The following is a 19,166-nucleotide window of genomic DNA, read 5'->3' on the forward strand; positions in this document are numbered from 1 at the left end:
CGAAAGTCTAGGGGCCCGAGAGTACTTCGCGTGCCACATTGCGCGCGTTGGCCGCCGCCGGGTAACCCGCGTAGCCGGTCATGTGGTAGATGACCTCATCGATTTCGTCGATCGTCAGCCCGTTGCGCAGCGCGATCGGAAAGTGGAATTTCAGCTCTTCGGAAGCCCGCAGCGCGATCAGCGCGCCCAGCGTCACCAGACTGCGCGAACGGCGATCCAAGCCGGGGCGCGTCCAGAGCGCACCGAAGACGTGATCGATGGTCAGTTCACCGAGCTCGCCGGCGACGCCGTCGTCGGCGAGGCTGGTGACGTCATCGGGGATCAGCCCGGGCATCATGTCCCTGAACGCTTCCAGGCCCTTAGCGCGCGAATCGGCCATCGGTGGGCCGCCTTTCTGTGCTTATTGCAGGGGTTCACGGGAAATCTGGTAGTCGATGTACGCGTCCCAGTCGTCGATGCGGCGGCGAAGCTCGTCGACGACCTGAGGATGGGTAGGCACGAAGAACCGGTTACCCAAGATCGCATCGGCGACCAGCTCGCCCACGGGTGCGGGATCGAGCAGCTCGAACTGTTCACCCGGGGTCCGCAGCGCTGTTCCGTCGCCGAATGTCGGCACGGCAGCGACGATATTCGTCAACACCGGACCCGGGCACAGCAACGTCACGCCAATACCTTTGGGCCGCAGGTAAATCGCCAGGCCCTCGCTAATCTGCACGATAGCCGCCTTGGTGGCCGCATACGGCTGGCGGTCGTAGGAATAGGTGAAAAGCCCGGCGAAGGAAGCGGTATTGACCAGATGCCCGCTGCCCTGATCAAGCAGCAGCGGGAGGAACACGGCGTTGCTGCGTACCACCGACATCAGATTGATGTCGAAGATGCGCTGCCACTCGGAGACCGGAATGTCTTGTGGCAGTCCGTTTGTCAGCACACCGACATTGTTGACTACCACGTCTACGCGGCCGAACCGTTGCAGCGCCGCGTCCCGGACACCTTGGAACGCATCGGGATCCGAGACGTCGGCACGGTGCCCAAGTACCGCGGCGCCCCGCTCGCTCAGTTCGTTGGCAAGGACTCCGATGCCGTCGTCGTCAACATCGACAGCCACGACGTGTGCGCCCCGGTCGGCCAGCGCACGCGCGATGGAGCGACCGATACCGCTGGCCGCTCCGCTGATGATGCAGACCTTGTCGCGCAACGTGTCCATTGCGCGTCAAGGCTAGCCTGTGTCTATGCGCGGCATATGGAAGTGGGTTGGGCTGGCCGGCGCCGCGGGCGTCGTGGCGGGCGGCGCGCTGGTCGTGCGCGATCAACGCAAGCGAAAGGCCTACACACCCGACCAGATCCGGACCCGGCTGCATCAGCGGTTAGCCGAATCCGACTCCTCGTCCGGCTCGGTCTCCACCGAGAACAAGCGATAGCTGCCCGAAAAGCCTTTCAATTCGACGTCGCGGCCTTCGTCGAACCAGATGTCTTCGCAGTCGCTCAACGCGTCTCGCACCGGTTGGCTCACCAGGATCTCGCCACCGACGGCCTGCGCCGCGACCCTCGCCGCCATGGCGACGTTGCGTCCGAACAGATCATCGCCGCGCCGCACCGAGCGTCCCATGTGGACGCCGATCCGCACTCGAATTTCCTCGTGCCGCTTACGCTTTGCGTCCTCACACAGCGCGTGCTGAAGGTCGATCCCACACCGCACCGCCTGCTCGGCTCGAGCAAAGGCGATCATGAACCCGTCGCCCTGACTCTTGACCACATGACCGGCTCGGTGCTTCACGAGTCCGGAGACGAGCTTGTCATGCGAGCTGATCAGCTTGACCCACGCCCGGTCGCCGATCCGCTCGTTGAGCGCGGTGGACTCCTCGATGTCGGAGAACAGAATCACCACCCGACCGTCCGGGGTGACGCGGGCCAGGTCGGGGCGCTCGACCTCGGCCCAGTCGGCGAGGTCTTCGATCGAGCTGCGCATGGCGGCGCCAAAGCCCTCCTTGCGCATCACGCTGGCGGTGTTCCACACCGTCTTGACCGCCTCGCGGCCACCGGATATCAGCCAATTGCGGGTATCGGCGCGGTGCCTTAACTCCTCGGCCTCCTGGCGGCTACGAACAAGCAACCTCCACATCACCCCGAGTGCGCACGCTTCGATCACGGCAACCCCGGCCAGGACGTAGACCGCGATACGTAGCGCATCACCCACGTCACGCATCCTTGCAAAGTGCGCGATGGCCTCCGGTTGTCGGCCCCATAAGCAGTGTCTAGGGTTGAGTCCGAACACCCCGGGTAGTGCGTCTCGAGTGAACCGATTAGGTGACTTTTGGAGGTTCGGCCGTGGCCGACGACGGTGGTGATTCGTCCAACCTGCTGGTGATCTTCGGGATTACTGGCGATCTGGCCCGCAAGATGACGTTCCGGGCGTTGTACCGGCTCGAGCGCCGCAACTTGCTGGACTGCCCGATCCTGGGTGTGGCCAGCGACGACATCAGCGTCGACAAGTTGATCGAGCGGGCGCGGGGAGCCATCAACGACGCCGGGGAGAAGATCGACGACGAGGTGTTCGATCGGCTGGCGAACCGGTTCGATTATGTGCACGGCGACGTCACCGACAGCAAGCTTTACCACCGGCTGGCGGAGATGATCGGGTCCGACTACCGCCCGCTGTACTACCTGGAAATGCCGCCCGCGTTGTTCGCGCCGATCGTCGAGAACCTCGCGCGAGAGGGCCTGGTGCAGCGCGCCCGCGTCGCCGTGGAAAAGCCGTTCGGCCATGACCTGGATTCCGCGTGCGAACTCAACGCCCGATTACACGCGGTCCTCAACGAAGACCAAATCCTGCGGGTTGACCACTTCTTGGGCAAGCAGCCCGTGGTGGAGCTCGAATGCCTGCGGTTCGCAAATCAGGCGCTGGCCGCGCTGTGGAACCGGCAGAGCGTGTCGGAGATCCAGATCACGATGGCCGAGAACTTCGGCGTGGAGGATCGGGGCAAGTTCTACGACGCCGTCGGCACCGTGCGCGACGTGGTACAGAACCACCTGCTGCAGGTACTTGCGATGGTGGCGATGGAGCCACCGGTGGGCGGCAGTGCCGATGACCTCAACGACAAGAAGTCCGAGGTGTTCCGTGCGATGCCGGCGCTGGATCCCGACCACTGCGTACGGGGTCAGTACCGCGGCTACACCGATGTTCCTGGGGTGGCGAAGAAATCACAGACCGAGACCTATATCGCGCTGCGGACCGAGATCGACAACTGGCGCTGGTCCGGAGTGCCGATCTTCCTGCGGGCCGGCAAGGCGCTGCCCGAGAGGGTCACCGAGGTGCGGCTGTTTCTGCACCGCGTTCCCGACATGGCGTTCCTGCCCCACCGCAGGCGGGCTGAGCCCAACCAGATCGTGCTGCGCATCGACCCCGACCCGGGCATGCGACTGCAGTTGTCTGCCCTCGTCGAGGGCGAGTGGCACGACATCCACCTGGACTCGCTATTCACCACGGACCTGGGCGAAGCCGAAGGGCCTTACGAACTGCTGCTGCACGCCGCGATGACCGGCGATCGCCAGCTTTTCGCCCGCGAGGACAGCATCGAACAGACGTGGCGCATCGTCCAGCCGCTGCTGGACAAGCCGAGCGAAATCCACCCCTACGAGCCGGGGTCCTGGGGGCCCGAGGCCGCGCAGTCGCTTGTACGTGGTCACCGCCATTGGCAAGACCCGTGGTTCCCTCCGCAGACGCAGTCGGGACAGTAAGGAGACCGGAGAAATGCAGCTAGGGATGATCGGCCTGGGCCGAATGGGTGCGAACATCGCGCGACGGGTGGCCGACAACGGGCACGAATGCGTTGTGTACGACTACAACCCGGACGCCGTCAAGGCCATGGCCGGTGAGGAGCGGACGACGGGGGTGTCCTCGCTGGAGGAGCTGGCCGAGAAGTTGTCGACGCCGCGGGTCGTGTGGGTGATGGTGCCCGCCGGCAACATCACCAGCTCGGTGATTGAGGAGCTGGCCAAGACGCTCGAATCCGGGGACATCGTGATCGACGGCGGCAACTCCTACTACCGCGACGATCTCAGGCATGCAAAGCTGCTGTCCGAGAAGGGGATTCACCTCATTGACTGCGGCACCAGCGGGGGGGTGTGGGGCCGGGACCGTGGTTACTGCCTGATGATCGGCGGTGACGACTACGCCTTCGAGCACGCGGAGCCGCTGTTCGCCACGATCGCACCCGGAGTCGACGCGGCGCCGCGCACCCCCGGCCGCGACGGCGAGGTCGCGCAACCCGAGAAGGGCTACCTGCACTGCGGCCCGTCCGGGGCTGGGCACTTCGTCAAGATGGTGCACAACGGGATTGAGTACGGCATGATGGCCTCCCTCGCCGAGGGGCTGAACATCTTGCGCAACGCCGATATCGGCAAGCGCGTCGAGGCGGGCGACGCCGAAACCGCGCCGCTGTCCAACCCCGAGTGCTACCAGTACGACTTCGACATCTCCGACGTTGCCGAGGTGTGGCGCCGGGGGAGCGTCGTCGGCTCCTGGCTGTTGGACCTGACCGCCATCGCGCTGCACGAGTCGCCCGACCTACACGAGTTCTCCGGGCGGGTCTCCGACTCCGGGGAGGGCCGGTGGACCGCCATCGCGGCGATCGACGAGGGTGTGCCAGCCCCGGTGTTAACGACGGCGCTGCAGTCCCGCTTCGCCTCGCGCAGCCTCGACGACTTCGCGAACAAGGCGCTGTCGGCGATGCGCAAGCAGTTCGGCGGGCACGCCGAGAAGCCGGGAGTGGGCGGCTGACTAAGCCGTCAGCCGCTTGACGAACTCCACCACTACATCGCTGAAGGCGTCATTGTCGTCACCTGCCGCCGTGTGTCCGGCGTCGGACAGCTCGACGAATTCGGCACGCGGAACCGTCGCCAGGAAGTGCTTGACGCCCTCGGGGCTGACGACGTCGGAGAGCTTGCCGCGGATCAACAGGACCGGAATCTGCAGATCCGCCGCGGCCTGCTCGAAGTGCTCGGTGCGCAGCTCCGGATCGTCCCCGGGTGCGGTCATGAACGCGGGATCCCAGTGCCAGTACCACCGCCCGTCACGCAGGCGCAGGTTCTTTTTCAGCCCTTCGGGACTGCGAGGCTTTTCCCGGTACGGCAAATAGGCGGACACCGCGTCGGCGGCTTCTTCGAGCGTGCCGAAACCGTGCAGGTTGGTCATCATGAAGTCCCGGATGCGCGCGCTGCCGTTCTTCTCGTACCGCGGCACCACGTCGACCAGCACCAATGCGTTCACTTTCGCTGGGCCCGCGCTGTCGGCGACCAGGATGCCGGTCAAGCCACCCATGCTGGCGCCGATGAGCACCACCGGGCGGCCGATAGCGTCCAGGATGTGCAAGACGTCGGCCGTCAGGGTTTCGATCGCGTAGTCCGCGCCCGGCGCCCGATCGCTGTCGCCGTGGCCGCGGCTGTCGAGCGCGACGACGTGGTAACCCTCGTCGGCCAGGAACTGGCCGGTGTTCTTCCAGGAGAATCGGTTTTGGCCGCCTCCGTGCAACATCAGAATCGTCGGCCGGCCCGTCGCGGCGGCGTCGCGGTTCCATTCGTCGGCGACCAGGGCGATCCCGCCCACGCCAGCGAACTTGACCGTCTCGGGACTACTGCTCACGGTGCTCACGGGCGTCCTCTCGGTTGATCGTGCTTCGACGTTACCGAGGTCGTCTATACATTTGCGTGCGAGGGGGTGCGCGGTGAGTTTTGCGGGTCTCCGGGGTCTATCAGCGAAACCCGACGATAAGGAGACGGCATGCCATCGATCACGCCCACGCTGTGGTTCGACCACAACTTGGAAGATGCGGTGGCGTTCTACGCCTCGGTGTTCCCGAACTCGCGAATCGAGGACCTCAACCGGAGCACCGACGCCGGTCCCGGCGAGCCCGGATCGGTGCTCTCGGGCACATTTGTGCTGGACGGCAACCGGTTCATCGGGATCAACGGCGGTCCGCATTTCACGTTCAGCGAGGCGGTGTCCTTCACGATCGACTGCAAGGATCAAGACGAGGTCGACTACTACTGGAACAGGCTGACCGACGGTGGCGAGGAATCGCCATGCGGCTGGTGCAAGGACCGCTACGGGCTGAGTTGGCAAGTCATCCCGGCCCGGCTCTACGAGCTGGTGAGCCATCCCGATCCGGCCCGCGCGACGGCCGCAACCCAGGCGATGTACGGCATGCGCAAGATCGTCATCGCCGAGCTCGAGCGGGCGGCGGCGGATGCATTGGGCGAAAACCCTTGATGCGGTGACGTTTTAGAGATTCTTTCGCTCCGGTCGGTGCGGTCTGGACCCGCACACGTTAGGTTGGTCCGTGCGGACGCGCCGAACAGGAGTGAAGATGGCGGACTACCCGAGATGACTGAGCCGCGGTGGATCGACGTTCCGGGCTCTCCTGGCGACCTCAAGGCGCTGACTTGGGGTCCGTCCGACGGCCCGATCGCGTTGTGTCTGCACGGCTTCCCCGATACGGCCTACGGGTGGCGCAAGGTCGCCCCGCTATTGGCCGAGGCGGGCTGGCGGGTCGTCGCACCGTTCATGCGCGGGTACGCGCCGTCAGCCATCCCGGACGACGGCAGCTATCACGGTGGCGCGATTATGGACGACGCCCTGCGTGTGCGGGCCGCCGCCGGAGGTACCGACCGCGATGTGGTGATCGGCCACGACTGGGGCGCGCTGGCGGCCACCGGCCTGGCGGCGATGCCCAACAGCCCGTTCACCAAGGCGGTGATCATGTCGCTGCCGGTCTCGGCCGGTTTCCGGGGGCGGGTAACCGAGCGGGGTCGGCTGGTCCGCCAATTGCCGCGTCAGCTGGCGCGCAGCTGGTACATGTTCTACTTCCAATTGCCCCTCCTGCCCGAACGTTCCGCTTCTTGGTTGCTGCCCTTGCTGTGGCGGCGGTGGTCGCCGGGCTATCGCGGTGCCGAGGAGGATCTGCGTCACGTCGACGCCGCGATCGGGACACCGCAGAGCTGGCGGGCGGCGCTGGGGACCTACCGGGCCACGCTGCGCAATACCCGGCCGCCGCAGCGGTATGCGGAGTTGAACCGGCTGTGGACCGAGGCGCCGATCCTGCCCAGTTTGTATCTGCATGGCCGCGACGACGGTTGTATGACTCCGGCTTTTGCGCACTGGACGGAAAAGGTCCTGCCGCCCGGTAGCGACGTGGCCATCATCGACAACGCCGGGCATTTCCTGCAGCTGGAACAGCCGGACAAGGTTGCCGAGCGGGTGCTTGCATTCGTCGGCTCACCCGGCTGACGCGATGGCGGCACACCGGATGGCGGCCGTCGATGCGGAGTTCTATTGGATGTCGGCGAAGGTCCCTAACGACGACTTCCAGCTCTGGGCATTCGACGGCGAACCCGCCGATCTGGGTGCCGGGATCGACGAGGTCTGTCGCCGAGCCCGCGCGTGTCCCGCTCTGACCATGAGGGTCCACGAGGGAAGCGCGCTGACGTATCCGCAATGGGTGCCTGCGCCGGTCAGGCCGGAGCAGGTGGTCTGCCACGACTTGGTCGACCGCAGCTGGCACGGCTGCCTGGCAGCCGTTGTCGGTCTCGCCGATGGCCAGTTGGACATACGCCGGATGCCCTGGCGGGTACACGTATTCACGCCGGTCTTCGGCGTCCCGGGGCTCGGCGGCCCAGGCACCGTTGTGATCCTGCAGTACCCACATGCGTTGGCCGACGGCGTTCGTGCTTCGGCGATGGGGGCCTGGCTCTTTGGGCGGGCTGTCTCGGTCCCCGAGGTGCAGCCAATATCGGCGGGCTTTTTGCCCTGGCGAGCCCTCGACGCGGCCCGCACGCATCGCGGGCTGGTTCGCGATACCCAGGCCGGGCTGCTGGCGCCGGGAATCGGGTATCGGCCGCCGCTGCCCACCAACGCCCCTTCGGCCGGCGCCCGCTCGATACGCACGTTGGTGCGGCACCGCTCGCAAATACCGGGTCCTACCGTGACCGTCGCGGTGCTGGCCGCGGTGTCCACCGTACTGTCGGGGTTGTTCGGCGACGCGGCCGATTCGCTGGGCGCGGAAGTGCCGATGGCTAAACCCGGTGTGTCACATGCACATAACCATTTCGGGAATGTCGTCGTCGGACTCTACCCGCAGCTCGATTGGGGCGCCCGGGTGCAGCGGATCGCGGTTGATCTCGCCAATGGCCGGCGCCGCTTCGAACATCCGGCTTCCCGCTCGACCGATCGAGCCTTCGCCGCGATGCCCGCCCCGCTACTGCGTTGGGGCGTTTCGCTGTTCGACCCCGATGCCCGGCCCACGCAGGTGCTGGGCAACACCGTGGTGTCCAGCAATAATCGGGGTCCCGCCGATCTGAACTTCGGGGGCGTTCCGGTGGCGCTGACGGCCACCTACCCGCCGCTGTCGCCGGTGATGGGTCTGACGCACGGGGTGCACGGCATCGGTGAGACGATCGCGATCAGTGTCAACGCGGCGGAGTCGGCGATCGCCGACATCGACGACTACCTAGACCGTCTGGACGCCGCGCTGTAACCTAGTGTGCATCACCGGATCTGGCCGCTTCCTCGCGGGTGAGCCCGGCGGCGCCGATCAGCTCTTCGTGCCATTCGAACCACACGGTGTGGTACGAGTCGATGAGCGGGCGGGCCAGCCAGGCGCTGTCCCCCGCTTTGATTCTGCCAAGTGCTGCAATCAGTTTCGACGAATAGGAGTTGAGCCGCGGCAGTTGTGCCGCGACCGCGTCGATGATCGGCAATACCCTCGCGTGTACCTCGTCGAGGCGGGCCAATACCGCCGCGTCGTATTCGGCGTCGTCATGCGCGTTGGGCTTGCCCGCGGGGCCGCCTTTGAGCTGCCACTCGGTGACCAGGGCTTTGAAATCTGGGTTAACGCTTCGGAAGTCGTCGTAGGCGGCGGTCATCGCAGCCGTGTCGATACCCTTGCGCTCCGCAGCGAGCAGGGCATCCAGGCGCTCGCGACCGCCGGGACTGATCCGCAACGTCGCGCCGCCGACCAGTAATCCTGACTCGGTCAGCTGTTCGGCGGCGTTGGTGACGTCGTCAAGGTCTTCGTCCAAGGTGGCGGCCAGGTCGGCCAAGGTTACCCGGCCCTTGAGTCGAACCGCTTGCAGCACAACCAATTCAGTCATGGACTGGCCTGCTCTGTCAGTCGCAGCGCGGCCAGCATGACGATTAGCGGGGAGGACGAAAGCACGTCGGTGCGCCCGCTTTCCAGGGCGGCGCGCACTGCGGCGTCGGAGGTGTCGTCCAGCCTCGGGTGGTCGCCGTCGTCGTGCGCCCGCAGCGGGCTGATGCGCCGTGCGATGTCGGCGAGTTCATGTAGTTCGGGCGTATCGTTCTCCGACCACGAGGCTGGGGCCAGATTGCCTTCGCGCACTTCGCCTTCGTAGCCGTCGACGGTGATCTGCTTGCCGGCCAGCGTTGCCGCGGTTCCCTGGCCGCAGCCCACCACCGCCACCCGGCCGAGTTCGCGGCTGACCACCGCCGCGTGACTGGCGGCCCCGCCCACCTCGGTGACGATGCCCCGCGCGGACAGCATGCCCAGAACGTCTTCGGGCCGCGTGTGGTCGCGCACCAGGATGACGTGCTCACCGCGGTCGACAGCCTCCAGTGCCTCGTCCACCTGTGTGTATGCCTTACCCGACGCCACGCCCGGGCATGCGGGTAATCCTTTGGCTAAAAGTGGTGCAGCCAAACGTATTTCCGGTTGCAGTGTGGGCAGCAGCAGGGCCTCGACATGCGCCGGGGTCAGCCGGCGCAGTGTTTCGGCGGGCTCGATGAGTCCCTCGTGTTGCAGTTGCAGCGCCAGGCGCACCGCCGCCTGCGCCGAGCGCTCCGCCGACCGTGTCTGCAGCAGCCAAAGTTTGCCGTCTTCGACGGTGAACTCGATCTCCTGCACGTCGGACCCGAGCCGCTCCAGGGTCCGGGCGGCATCCATCAGCTCGTCGTAGACAGCCGGTTGCTCATCGCGCAGGGCGGTGATTGGTTCGACGTCGACCAACCCCGAGACCACGTCGTCGCCTTGGCCGCCGGGTAGCCATTCCCCGAAAGGTTCGTTGACGCCGGTGATCGGGTTGCGTGAGAAGAACGCTCCGGCACCGGAATTGGGGCCATGATTGCCGAACACCATGGCCTGCACCACCACAGCGGTGCCACCCCGATCGTCGAGGCCGTAGTGGTCGCGGTAGGCAATCGCGCGCGGCGAATTCCACGACGCGAACACGGCTTCGATGCCCGCGCGTAGTTGCGCGTACGGGTCGGCCGGAACCGATTGCGATTCCCCGCCCACGATGCGTTGGTAGGTATGGATGAACCGCAACCGGGTGTCTCGGGCGAACGTCTCGGCCCCCGATGCGGCCAGCGCCTGTTCGGCGGCATCGTTGAGGCCCAGGTTCAGGATCGTGTCCATCATGCCGGGCATGGAGAGGGTGGCCCCCGAGCGCACGCTGACCAGCAGCGGTCGTGGGCCCCTGCCGAACGTGCGTGAGGTTTCGGCCTCCAGCCACTTCATCCGGCCGAGCACGTCGCCCCAGATTGCGTCCAGCGTCGCGGCGGGCTCTACCAGATACCGCAGGCCCACCCCGGTGGTGATGCAGAACGCGGGCGGTACCGGCAAGTTGTGCCGGAGCATCAGTTCGATGCCGTGGCCTTTGTTGCCCAGGATCTCCCGCGGGTGGTCCGCGTCGCCGTTCAGCAACACCACGGTGTCGTCGGTCGATGTGGCCGCATGCCCGATCGATCCGTCTTCGGGGGTGCTGTTGCCTCGTGCGATACGAGCCGTGGTGCACCCCCTCCTGGTTCAGCTAGTTTTCGGGCAAACGCGGGAACGCCCGCTATGTTCCCACACGAATCGGCAGACCCAGCCGCTCACCGCTGCTGTTATCCGATCGGGCCGATGATCTAGGTTTGCACGTATGACTCCCTATGACGTCGGATTACTGATCCTGCGGCTGGTGTTGGGCGTGACATTGGCTGCGCATGGCTACAACAAGTTCTTCGGCGGCGGCCGGATACCGGGCACCGCACGATGGTTCGAGAGCATCGGTATGAAGCCGGGTAAGTTCCACGCCACGGTGGCCGCCACCACCGAACTTGCCGCGGGGCTGGGTTTGGCGGCCGGACTGCTCACCCCGATCCCGGCCGCGGGCTTCGTCTCGCTGATGCTGGTTGCGGCGTGGACCGTGCATCGCCACAACGGGTTCTTCATCGTCAAAGAAGGCTGGGAGTACAACCTGGTCCTGGCGATCGCCGCGATTGCCGTGGCCACGCTGGGCCCCGGCAGGCTGAGCCTGGACTGGGTGATCTTCGGCATTAACGACCCGCTGATCGGCTGGAACGGACTGCTGCTCTCGGTGGCGCTCGGCCTCGCCGGCGCCGTCGGCCAGTTGCTGATCTTCTACCGGCCGCCGGCCAAACAGGCCAGCTAGCTTCCTAGAGCGCGGCGACGCAGGTCGGCGTCCGGGGTGGCCGGACGTTTCTTGCGCTTGGCGTCGTACAGATCAGCATCGGCGGTCGCATACAGCGAGGCGATGTCGGCAATCGCGCCGCGCTGGGATGCGGTGCCAATACTGGTACCTGGAGTGTGCAGGCGGATGTCGGCGACGAATTGCTCGGATTTGCCTGACGCCAGGCCCTCAGCGATGCACACCGCGAACTCGTCGCCGCCGAGTCTGGCCAGTACGGCATTGTCGGGCGCCAGTTTTCGCCAGCAGTCGGCACGGCTGATCAGATGTTCGTCGCCGGCAAGATGGCCCAGAGTGTCGTTGATCGTTTTGAAGTTGTCGATGTCGAGCACAACGACGGTGACGGTTGCCGCTCCCGAACGGGTTCGCCCCAACAGCTCGGCGGTCGCGATCTCCCAGCCCGCACGGTTGAGCAGGCGCGTCAGTGGGTCGGTGCACGCCGCGTTGACCAGGGCTCGCGTCAGCAACCCGAATGACTCTGCGGCCCCGACGATCGCGATCGCGAAAATGAAGTAGTCGATCGACAACTTCGGAGTTGGCGCGACCGCAAGCGCGAGAACGCACGCCCCGGTGAGCACCGCAACCAGGATCGCGCCGCGTCGAGGCGAGTGAAAGGCGCGCAGGTACATCGCGAGGAACACCGGCCCGATCAGGCAGACGAACTCGGCGATCATCGCCACGTGGAAGGCCATCACGATGGGGGTGGCCACGATCGCGACGGCCGTCGTGGGCGCGGGTCTGTCAGGTCGGACGGCAAGCCAGGCCAATGCTGCGACACCGAGACCGATCGCGACGATGCCGCCCGCCGGATTCGCGTACGTCAGGTCGTGGCGGATCGGAAACAGGGTGAACGTCACACCGTAGGCATAGAGGAAGGTGGTGGCGCCCAAATAGATTCGGAGCAGCCGAACCTGTTCCCTGGCATAGAAACCACTCCCGGCGTTGGCGCGCAGCCGAAGTCGGTATCCGCGAGTGGCTCGGCGGCCGAAAAGGCCTGGGAGGCTAACGCCCATCCCGTCAACTCTCCTGATCAGGCCCCCGTGATGCCGTCCGGCCAATTCTGACACTGCCCTTTGGGGAGTGCACGCCCGGGATGACCAGGTTGGCCTGTTCCGCCTAGGCGACGGCTACGGTTTCGGCTGAGATCGCTTCGGCCGCGGCACGCTCTCCGGAGCGAATGGCGCCATCGACCCACCCGCACATAATCGCCGAGCTCTCGGTCCCGGCCCAGTGGATCCGCCCGCAGGGTGCCCGCAGCGCGGGGCCGTACTCCGTCAGCACGCCGGTCGGTGTGTGACTGATCATCCCGCCACCCGAATACCGTTCGACGGTCCAGTTCTGCTCGTGGTATTCGACCGGCGACTTAGCCTTGTCGCCGAACCGGTCGACGACTTCGCCGACGATCACCGCTCTGCGCTCGGCGTCGTCGAGTCGGGTCAGCTCACGTGCGGCGGTTCCCTCGGTGATGACACACATGATCCCGGGATCCGCCGTGTCCGTGCAGGCGTCGATGGTCAGCGTGGCCGGTGTTCCCGGGGCGGCCGACTGGCCGGACAGTCCATCTGCGCGCCAGAACGGCTCGTCGTAGAAGATGGAGGTCTTGATGACCGCGCCGCCCGGCATCCGCTGATTGAGGAACGCTCGATCCATCGGCAGCAGTGGCTCGTAGATGATCGACCCGGCGATTGCCATCGGGATCGCGACGACCACCCGGCCGGCCCGCACCGTCAACCCATCCGCCGAGACCGTCACCCCGTTGTCGTCCTGGGTGATCTGCCGGACCGGCCGAGACAACTGCAGCGCATCTCCCAGCTCCGCGACGATCGGGCGATAGATCGCACCCATCCCGCCGACCGGGCGGGCATCCTGGGCGCCGTCCTTGCCTCCGATGACAAAACCGGGCCCACCGCCGGAGGCCATCTGCAACAGCATCCACAGCAACGACACCTCGGAAGGCGCACAGGTATAGGGGCCGGCCAATGCCATGTCGAGCATCTCGATGGCCGGCTTGGACATGACATTCCGCTCGAGCCAATCGCCGAGACTGATCCGGTCCCATTCGGCGGCATCCTTGGCCTCCCAAGGGGCCTCGCTCGGAATCGTCTTGCACATCTTCTCCACGGCGTTCAAACCAAGACCAAGATTGGTGACCGCCCACGGGCTCACCGTCCAAGGAATTTTGCCGCCGTAGCGGTGCTTCTTGCCGCCGATGACCATCATCGCGTCGCCGTCGTTGTGTTGCTTGTATTCCGGCACGCCGAACTCTGCCATCAGCGCGTAGATCCGGTCCTGGCCCGGCCCGATCCAGGCGCCGCCGCGATCGATCCAGACGCCGTCGTCGCGAGTCACGGTGAACGTGCGACCGCCGACCCGGTCGCGCGCCTCCAGCAATGCCACCGAGTGCCCCGCTTGCTTCAACCGCAAGGCGGCCGTCAAACCGGCGAATCCCGCTCCGACCACGCAATAATCGACGTCCGCCATGACCGGCTCCTGGGTTGCAGTTGGGTGTTCAGCAGCAAACTACACCGATCGCGACGCCGACAGCACTACGTTCGCTCGGAATTCATGAAACCAGTTCAAACCGGCTGGCCGGTTGACGAATAGGGCAAGCTGCTGCCGGCGTTCTCGTCGACCACGACCCGACCGCCGAGGTAGGGGAACGCGCGCTGGGTGCACGCTTCGCGGTTGCAGATCTTGCACCCCGCGCCGATCGGAACGGCGGTGGTCGGGTCATCGAGCACCACCCCAGTGGAATAGATCAGTTTGTCGGCATAGGCGAGGTCGCAGCCCAACCCGACGGCGAAGCTTTTGCGCTGACCCAAATAGCCGCGGCCCTCAGGGGCAGTCGTCTTGCCGACCCAGAAGTAGGACCGGCCGTCCGGCATTTGCGCCACCTGCCGGGCGATCCGGCCCGGTTGGGCGAACGCATCGTGCACCACCCACAGCGGACAGCTGCCGCCCACCCGGCTGAAATGAAATGCAGTGGCCGACTGGCGCTTTGAGATGTTTCCGGCTTTGTCGGTTCGCACGAAGATGAACGGCACCCCGCGTTTCTTCGGACGCTGCAGGGTGGAAAGCCGGTGGCAGACGGTCTCGAAGCCCACCTCGAACCGGCGCCCCAGCAGGTCGATGTCATAGCGCAATTCCTCTGCGGCCTGGTGAAATTCGGTATAGGGGAGCAGGAACGCTCCGGCGAAGTAGTTGGCCAGACCAACGCGGGCGACGCCACGGGATTCGGTGCTGAGCTCGTGGTCGGTGGCCACGATCGCCGAGATCAGGTTCGACTGACTGAGCAGGGCGAGCTGCGTGGCGATTTGGAAGGCGCGTTGGCCGGGCAATAACCAGCGGGCGACCTTGAGCACCTTGGTATCGGCGTCGTAGCGGCGCTTACTCGTTTCGGGCAGATCGTCGTCGATCACCACGACGATGCCGAATTGGTCTCGCATCAGCTGGGCCAGTTGGATGTCCAATCCGCCTGGACGCATTCCGCTTTCGGTGAAAAGCCGCTCCGCGGCAAGGTCGAGTTCGCCGATGTAGTTGTTGCGGTCGTAGAAGAAATCCCGTACCTCCTCGAACGGCATCGGGCGTTCGGACGGCAGCGAGGTCTCGGCGGTCGCACGGGATCGATATCCCTCCAGCTCCTCGGTGGCATCGCGCAGCCGACGGTGAACGGTGACCAGGCTGCGGCCGATCTCGGGCATGCGGGCAACGAATTCTTCGATCTGGATGCGGGAGGTCCCGTGTTCGGCGCCGGTTTCGGTGAAGAGGTCGGACAGGTCGGCGACCAGCCGCGCGTCGGTATCGGAGGAGAAGTACTGCGGAGGCAGATCGAAGCGTTCGGTGAGCGCAATGAGCACTGACACGGTGATCGGGCGCTGGTCGTTTTCCAACTGGTTGACGTAGCTGGTGGACAGCTCCAGGGCCTGGGCCAGCGCGGCCTGGGTGAGGCCGCGCTCTTGCCGCAGCCGCCGCAACCGGGCACCGGAAAACGTCTTGGAATAGGTCCGAGCCACCGCTGAGATGTTACTCCTCGATGTATTCGCAAAGTTCGCAAAATTCCCGAATCGAGGACACAAAAATACACACTTACAGGGCCTTTCCAAGGCGGTTAGGGTTGCATATTGTGCGGATTATGTTGATGCATGAGGTTCGGGCGCGGCGCAGCGCTGACGACTTTCCCCGGAGTGAGCATCTGGCGGCCAAGATCGCGGAGGTCGCTACCGATCCGGTTGCCGTCGATCCGCAAACCGCGGAGATGGTGCTGAACCGGATCATCGACAATGCCGCCGTCAGCGCTGCCTCGGTGACGAGGCGACCCGTCACGGTGGCGCGTGAGCAGGCGTTGGCGCACCCGGTGAAGCGGGGGGCGCGGGTCTTCGGCGTGCGGGGCGCCTATTCGCCGGAGTGGGCGGCCTGGGCCAATGGTGTCGCGGTACGCGAGCTTGATTTTCACGACACCTTTTTGGCCGCGGAGTACTCCCACCCGGGTGACAACATCCCGCCGCTGGTTGCCGTCGCGCAGCAACTCGATGTGCGTGGCGCCGACCTGATCCGTGGTCTGGCCACCGCTTACGAGATCCAGATCGATCTGGTCAAGGGAATCTGCTTGCACGAGCACAAGATCGACCATGTCGCGCATTTGGGTCCGTCGGTGGCCGCGGGCATCGGGACGATGTTGAGGTTGGACGCCGAGACCATCTATCAGGCGGTCGGGCAGGCCCTGCACCTGACCACCAGCACCCGCCAATCCCGCAAAGGCCTGATCTCCAGCTGGAAAGCGTTCGCACCCGCCTTCGCCGGGAAGATCGCCATCGAGGCGGTCGACCGGGCGATGCGCGGTGAGGGATCGCCGGCACCGATCTGGGAAGGCGAGGACGGCGTCATCGCCTGGCTGCTCGGCGGACCCGAGCGCACTTACCAGGTGCCGTTGCCCGCACCGGGCGAACCGAAGCGCGCGATTCTGGACAGCTACACCAAGGAGCACTCCGCCGAGTACCAGAGTCAGGCGCCAATTGACCTGGCGCGCCGGCTGCGTGAGCGTATCGGGGATCTCGATCAGGTCGCAACGATCGTGCTGCATACCAGTCATCACACCCACGTGGTGATCGGAACCGGCTCGGGAGACCCGCAGAAGTTCGACCCGGACGCCTCGCGGGAGACACTGGACCACTCGCTGCCGTACATCTTCGCGGTCGCATTGCAGGACGGCACTTGGCATCACGAACGGTCCTACGCGCCGGAGCGGGCGCACCGAGCCGACACCCTCGACCTGTGGCACAAGGTCTCCACGCGCGAAGATCCCGAATGGACGCGGCGCTATCACGCAGACGATCCGGCGGAGAAAGCGTTCGGCGCCCGTGCGGAGATCACTCTCAAGAACGGCGAGGTGATCGTCGACGAGATCGCCGTCGCCGACGCCCACCCGTTGGGCGCCAGGCCATTTGAGCGCAAGCAATACGTCGGAAAGTTCACCGAGCTGGCCGAAGGTGTCGTCACCGACGCCGAGCAGCAGCGGTTCCTCTCGGCCGTTGAGGCTCTTCCGGACCTGCAGGCCGGTGCCCTGGGTGCGCTCAACATCACGGTCGGTCCGCTCGTGCTCGGCAAGGCGCCCACGATCCCCTCGGGGATCTTCCGATGAGCGGACTGATCGGCAGCGACGTGCCCGCGGCACAGAAGCGGGTGAGTTTCCGCAAGGCGCTGGAAAGTGGTCGGCTGCAACGATTTCCGGGGGCCTTCTCGCCGCTGGTGGCGACGTTAGTCGCAGAGCTCGGATTCGACGGCGTGTATGTGTCCGGCGCGGTGCTCTCTGCCGATCTGGGTCTGCCCGACATCGGCCTGACCACCCTGACCGAAGTCAGCGCGCGCGGTGGGCAAATCGCCGGGGTGACCGACCTGCCCACCCTCATCGACGCCGATACCGGCTTCGGCGAACCGATGAGCGCCGCACGCACGGTGACCGTACTGGAGGACGCCGGACTGGCCGGCTGCCACCTGGAGGACCAGGAAAACCCCAAGCGCTGCGGGCATCTCGACGGCAAGGCCGTGGTGCCGGCCAGCGACATGGTCAAACGACTGCGGGCCGCGGTATCCGCCCGCCGCGACCCGAATTTCATTGTCTGCGCCCGCACCGACGCCGCCGGTATCGAAGGGATTCCCGCAGCGATCGATCGGTCCAAGGCCTACGCTGATGCGGGCGCCGATTTGATTTTCACCGAAGCCCTGCACACGCCAGCCGAATTCGAGCAGTTCCGCGCCGCCGTGGACACTCCGCTGTTGGCCAATATGACCGAGTTCGGCAAGTCTGAGCTGCTCACGGCCAAGCAGCTGTCCGACATCGGCTACAACGTGGTGATTTACCCGGTAACGACACTGCGGCTGGCGATGTACGCCGTCGAGGTCGGCCTTCGCGAAATCGCGGACAGCGGAACGCAGTCCGGTCTTCTGGACCAAATGCAGCACCGCAGCAGGCTTTACGAGCTGCTCCGCTATTCCGACTACAACCAATTCGATTCGGACATCTACAACTTCGCCACCGAAGGAGTCACGTCATGAGCAGCAACATCGAAGACAAGCCACGCATCTACAAAGGCCTGGCCGGTGTTGTCGTCGACACCACCTCGATCTCCAAGGTCGTCCCGGAGACCAACTCGCTGACCTACCGGGGATATGCCGTCCAGGACCTCGCCACACACCGCAGCTTCGAAGAGGTGGCCTACCTGCTCTGGCACGGCGAACTGCCCAACGACCAACAGCTGGCACTGTTTACCCAGCGGGAGCGCGCCGGCCGCCGGCTCAACCGGTCCATGATGGACCTGTTGCAGAAGCTGCCGAACAGCTGCCACCCGATGGACGTGATGCGCACGTTGATCAGCTTCATGGGCGCCGAAGACGCTGAGGAAGAGGACGGCAGCGAAGCGGCGAACTACGCGAAGTCACTGCGCATGTTCGCGGTGCTGCCCACCATCGTCGCCGCCGACATGCGCCGCCGGCGCGGGCTGGCCCCCATCGCCCCGCACAGCCACATGAACTACGCGCAGAACTTCCTGCACATGTGCTTCGGCGACGTCCCCGAAAAGGTGGTCGTGGATGCGTTTGAGCAGTCCATGGTCCTGTACGCCGAGCACAGCTTCAACGCCTCCACGTTCGCCGCCCGGGTGGTCACCTCCACCCAGTCCGACATCTACAGTGCGGTCACGGCCGCCATCGGTGCACTCAAGGGCCCGCTGCACGGCGGCGCCAACGAGGCGGTCATGCACGACATGATCGAAATCGGCACCGCCGACAAGGCATCGGAGTGGCTGCAGGGCAAGATCTCTCGTAAAGAGAAGATCATGGGCTTCGGTCACCGGGTCTACAAGAACGGTGACTCCCGGGTGCCGACGATGAAGGAAGCCCTCAAACGCGTTGCCGCCGCTCGCGATGGCCAGAAGTGGCTCGACATCTACCAGGTGCTCGAGAAGGGGATGGCCGACGCTAACGGAATCAAACCCAATCTGGACTTCCCGACCGGGCCGGCGTATCACCTGATGGGCTTCGACATCGAAGTATTCACACCGATTTTCGTGATGAGCCGGATCACCGGATGGACAGCTCACATCATCGAGCAGACCACATCCAACGCGCTGATCCGCCCGCTGAGTGCTTACTCGGGGCGCGAGCAGCGGGCACTGGCCGGAGTGCAAGCTTGA

Annotated in this window: 19 protein-coding genes; 10 read left to right on the forward strand and 9 right to left on the reverse strand. The window is 65.4% G+C overall.

Translation table 11 applies throughout. The annotated features are described in order from the left end of the window. Positions 1 to 7: 7 nt before the first annotated feature. Together ACTXG5_RS12260 and ACTXG5_RS12265 are read right to left on the reverse strand one after the other, a co-directional pair. On the reverse strand, positions 8 to 379 hold the full coding sequence (locus ACTXG5_RS12260; RefSeq protein ID WP_445163899.1) for a carboxymuconolactone decarboxylase family protein: 372 nt from the start codon (positions 377 to 379) through the stop codon (positions 8 to 10). A gap of 21 nt (positions 380 to 400) precedes the next feature. Continuing rightward, the gene (locus tag ACTXG5_RS12265; RefSeq protein WP_445163900.1) at positions 401 to 1,204 is read right to left on the reverse strand and encodes an SDR family oxidoreductase; all 804 of its coding nucleotides are present in this window, start codon (positions 1,202 to 1,204) and stop codon (positions 401 to 403) included. A gap of 25 nt (positions 1,205 to 1,229) precedes the next feature. Here ACTXG5_RS12265 and ACTXG5_RS12270 point away from each other — a divergent pair, with 25 nt between their 5' ends. Further along, the gene (locus ACTXG5_RS12270; protein WP_445163901.1) at positions 1,230 to 1,418 is read left to right on the forward strand and encodes a hypothetical protein; all 189 of its coding nucleotides are present in this window, start codon (positions 1,230 to 1,232) and stop codon (positions 1,416 to 1,418) included. On the opposite strand, the gene ACTXG5_RS12275 is transcribed toward ACTXG5_RS12270, so the two are convergent. Beyond that, the gene (locus tag ACTXG5_RS12275) at positions 1,358 to 2,203 is read right to left on the reverse strand and encodes an adenylate/guanylate cyclase domain-containing protein (protein WP_445163902.1); all 846 of its coding nucleotides are present in this window, start codon (positions 2,201 to 2,203) and stop codon (positions 1,358 to 1,360) included. The two genes, ACTXG5_RS12270 and ACTXG5_RS12275, sit on opposite strands and share 61 nt — an antisense overlap. Positions 2,204 to 2,325: 122 nt before the next feature. Here ACTXG5_RS12275 and ACTXG5_RS12280 point away from each other — a divergent pair, with 122 nt between their 5' ends. Continuing rightward, positions 2,326 to 3,735, forward strand: a complete 1,410-nt coding sequence (locus ACTXG5_RS12280; protein ID WP_445163903.1) for a glucose-6-phosphate dehydrogenase — start codon at positions 2,326 to 2,328, stop codon at positions 3,733 to 3,735. A gap of 13 nt (positions 3,736 to 3,748) precedes the next feature. Further along, positions 3,749 to 4,777: a phosphogluconate dehydrogenase (NAD(+)-dependent, decarboxylating) gene (gnd, locus tag ACTXG5_RS12285; RefSeq protein WP_445163904.1), complete on the forward strand. Its 1,029-nt coding sequence runs from the start codon at positions 3,749 to 3,751 to the stop codon at positions 4,775 to 4,777. Here the strand turns inward: gnd and ACTXG5_RS12290 are convergent, their stop codons facing one another. Continuing rightward, positions 4,778 to 5,647 carry an alpha/beta fold hydrolase gene (locus ACTXG5_RS12290; protein WP_445163905.1) on the reverse strand — a complete coding sequence of 290 codons (870 nt, stop codon included), beginning with the start codon at positions 5,645 to 5,647 and terminating at the stop codon, positions 4,778 to 4,780. 129 nt (positions 5,648 to 5,776) lie between these two features. On the opposite strand from ACTXG5_RS12290, the gene ACTXG5_RS12295 reads away from it, so the two are divergent. The 3 genes from ACTXG5_RS12295 (at position 5,777) to ACTXG5_RS12305 (ending at position 8,528) form a co-directional block, all read left to right on the forward strand. After that, positions 5,777 to 6,265, forward strand: a complete 489-nt coding sequence (locus ACTXG5_RS12295) for a VOC family protein (protein ID WP_445163906.1) — start codon at positions 5,777 to 5,779, stop codon at positions 6,263 to 6,265. Between the two features lie 114 nt (positions 6,266 to 6,379). Beyond that, on the forward strand, positions 6,380 to 7,282 hold the full coding sequence (locus tag ACTXG5_RS12300) for an alpha/beta fold hydrolase (RefSeq protein ID WP_445163907.1): 903 nt from the start codon (positions 6,380 to 6,382) through the stop codon (positions 7,280 to 7,282). A gap of 4 nt (positions 7,283 to 7,286) precedes the next feature. Then, the gene (locus ACTXG5_RS12305; protein ID WP_445164385.1) at positions 7,287 to 8,528 is read left to right on the forward strand and encodes a WS/DGAT domain-containing protein; all 1,242 of its coding nucleotides are present in this window, start codon (positions 7,287 to 7,289) and stop codon (positions 8,526 to 8,528) included. A 1-nt stretch (position 8,529) separates the two neighbouring features. Here the strand turns inward: ACTXG5_RS12305 and ACTXG5_RS12310 are convergent, their stop codons facing one another. Then, entirely contained in the window at positions 8,530 to 9,144 is a 615-nt protein-coding gene (locus ACTXG5_RS12310) for a MarR family transcriptional regulator (protein WP_445163908.1), read from the reverse strand. After that, a complete protein-coding gene (locus tag ACTXG5_RS12315; RefSeq protein WP_445164386.1) occupies positions 9,141 to 10,751 on the reverse strand; it encodes a pyruvate, phosphate dikinase in 1,611 nt (536 codons plus the stop codon). Before ACTXG5_RS12315 ends, ACTXG5_RS12310 begins: the two co-directional genes overlap by 4 nt. Before the next feature lie 178 nt (positions 10,752 to 10,929). Here ACTXG5_RS12315 and ACTXG5_RS12320 point away from each other — a divergent pair, with 178 nt between their 5' ends. Beyond that, complete coding sequence (locus ACTXG5_RS12320; RefSeq protein WP_445163909.1) at positions 10,930 to 11,442, forward strand: DoxX family protein; 513 nt, start codon at positions 10,930 to 10,932, stop codon at positions 11,440 to 11,442. Here ACTXG5_RS12320 and ACTXG5_RS12325 read toward each other — a convergent pair. From ACTXG5_RS12325 to ACTXG5_RS12335, 3 genes are all read right to left on the reverse strand, one after another. Next, entirely contained in the window at positions 11,439 to 12,491 is a 1,053-nt protein-coding gene (locus tag ACTXG5_RS12325) for a diguanylate cyclase (protein ID WP_445163910.1), read from the reverse strand. The two genes, ACTXG5_RS12320 and ACTXG5_RS12325, sit on opposite strands and share 4 nt — an antisense overlap. 103 nt (positions 12,492 to 12,594) lie before the next feature. After that, positions 12,595 to 13,959 carry a flavin monoamine oxidase family protein gene (locus tag ACTXG5_RS12330; protein ID WP_445163911.1) on the reverse strand — a complete coding sequence of 455 codons (1,365 nt, stop codon included), beginning with the start codon at positions 13,957 to 13,959 and terminating at the stop codon, positions 12,595 to 12,597. 95 nt (positions 13,960 to 14,054) lie between these two features. After that, a complete protein-coding gene (locus tag ACTXG5_RS12335) occupies positions 14,055 to 15,554 on the reverse strand; it encodes a short-chain fatty acyl-CoA regulator family protein (RefSeq protein ID WP_445163912.1) in 1,500 nt (499 codons plus the stop codon). A 56-nt stretch (positions 15,555 to 15,610) separates the two neighbouring features. On the opposite strand from ACTXG5_RS12335, the gene prpD reads away from it, so the two are divergent. From prpD to ACTXG5_RS12350, 3 genes are read left to right on the forward strand one after another with little or no spacing between them, the layout of a single operon-like run. Further along, entirely contained in the window at positions 15,611 to 17,116 is a 1,506-nt protein-coding gene (gene prpD, locus ACTXG5_RS12340; protein WP_445163913.1) for a 2-methylcitrate dehydratase PrpD, read from the forward strand. Then, the gene (prpB, locus tag ACTXG5_RS12345; protein WP_445163914.1) at positions 17,113 to 18,030 is read left to right on the forward strand and encodes a methylisocitrate lyase; all 918 of its coding nucleotides are present in this window, start codon (positions 17,113 to 17,115) and stop codon (positions 18,028 to 18,030) included. Before prpD ends, prpB begins: the two co-directional genes overlap by 4 nt. After that, positions 18,027 to 19,166 carry a bifunctional 2-methylcitrate synthase/citrate synthase gene (locus ACTXG5_RS12350; RefSeq protein WP_445163915.1) on the forward strand — a complete coding sequence of 380 codons (1,140 nt, stop codon included), beginning with the start codon at positions 18,027 to 18,029 and terminating at the stop codon, positions 19,164 to 19,166. The genes prpB and ACTXG5_RS12350 overlap by 4 nt, the downstream gene beginning before the upstream one ends.

It is taken from the genome of Mycobacterium sp. Dal123C01 (assembly GCF_052566995.1).

Bases quoted from the DNA above. Each gene is read 5' to 3' on its own strand.
- ACTXG5_RS12260 (WP_445163899.1), bottom strand. From the start codon at position 379: ATGGCCGATTCGCGCGCTAAGGGCCTGGAAGCGTTCAGGGACATGATG.
- ACTXG5_RS12265 (WP_445163900.1), bottom strand. From the start codon at position 1,204: ATGGACACGTTGCGCGACAAGGTCTGCATCATCAGCGGAGCGGCCAGC.
- ACTXG5_RS12270 (WP_445163901.1), top strand. From the start codon at position 1,230: ATGCGCGGCATATGGAAGTGGGTTGGGCTGGCCGGCGCCGCGGGCGTC.
- ACTXG5_RS12275 (WP_445163902.1), bottom strand. From the start codon at position 2,203: ATGCGTGACGTGGGTGATGCGCTACGTATCGCGGTCTACGTCCTGGCC.
- gnd (WP_445163904.1), top strand. From the start codon at position 3,749: ATGCAGCTAGGGATGATCGGCCTGGGCCGAATGGGTGCGAACATCGCG.
- ACTXG5_RS12295 (WP_445163906.1), top strand. From the start codon at position 5,777: ATGCCATCGATCACGCCCACGCTGTGGTTCGACCACAACTTGGAAGAT.
- ACTXG5_RS12300 (WP_445163907.1), top strand. From the start codon at position 6,380: ATGACTGAGCCGCGGTGGATCGACGTTCCGGGCTCTCCTGGCGACCTC.
- ACTXG5_RS12305 (WP_445164385.1), top strand. From the start codon at position 7,287: ATGGCGGCACACCGGATGGCGGCCGTCGATGCGGAGTTCTATTGGATG.
- ACTXG5_RS12310 (WP_445163908.1), bottom strand. From the start codon at position 9,144: ATGACTGAATTGGTTGTGCTGCAAGCGGTTCGACTCAAGGGCCGGGTA.
- ACTXG5_RS12320 (WP_445163909.1), top strand. From the start codon at position 10,930: ATGACTCCCTATGACGTCGGATTACTGATCCTGCGGCTGGTGTTGGGC.
- ACTXG5_RS12325 (WP_445163910.1), bottom strand. From the start codon at position 12,491: ATGGGCGTTAGCCTCCCAGGCCTTTTCGGCCGCCGAGCCACTCGCGGA.
- ACTXG5_RS12330 (WP_445163911.1), bottom strand. From the start codon at position 13,959: ATGGCGGACGTCGATTATTGCGTGGTCGGAGCGGGATTCGCCGGTTTG.
- prpD (WP_445163913.1), top strand. From the start codon at position 15,611: ATGTTGATGCATGAGGTTCGGGCGCGGCGCAGCGCTGACGACTTTCCC.
- prpB (WP_445163914.1), top strand. From the start codon at position 17,113: ATGAGCGGACTGATCGGCAGCGACGTGCCCGCGGCACAGAAGCGGGTG.
- ACTXG5_RS12350 (WP_445163915.1), top strand. From the start codon at position 18,027: ATGAGCAGCAACATCGAAGACAAGCCACGCATCTACAAAGGCCTGGCC.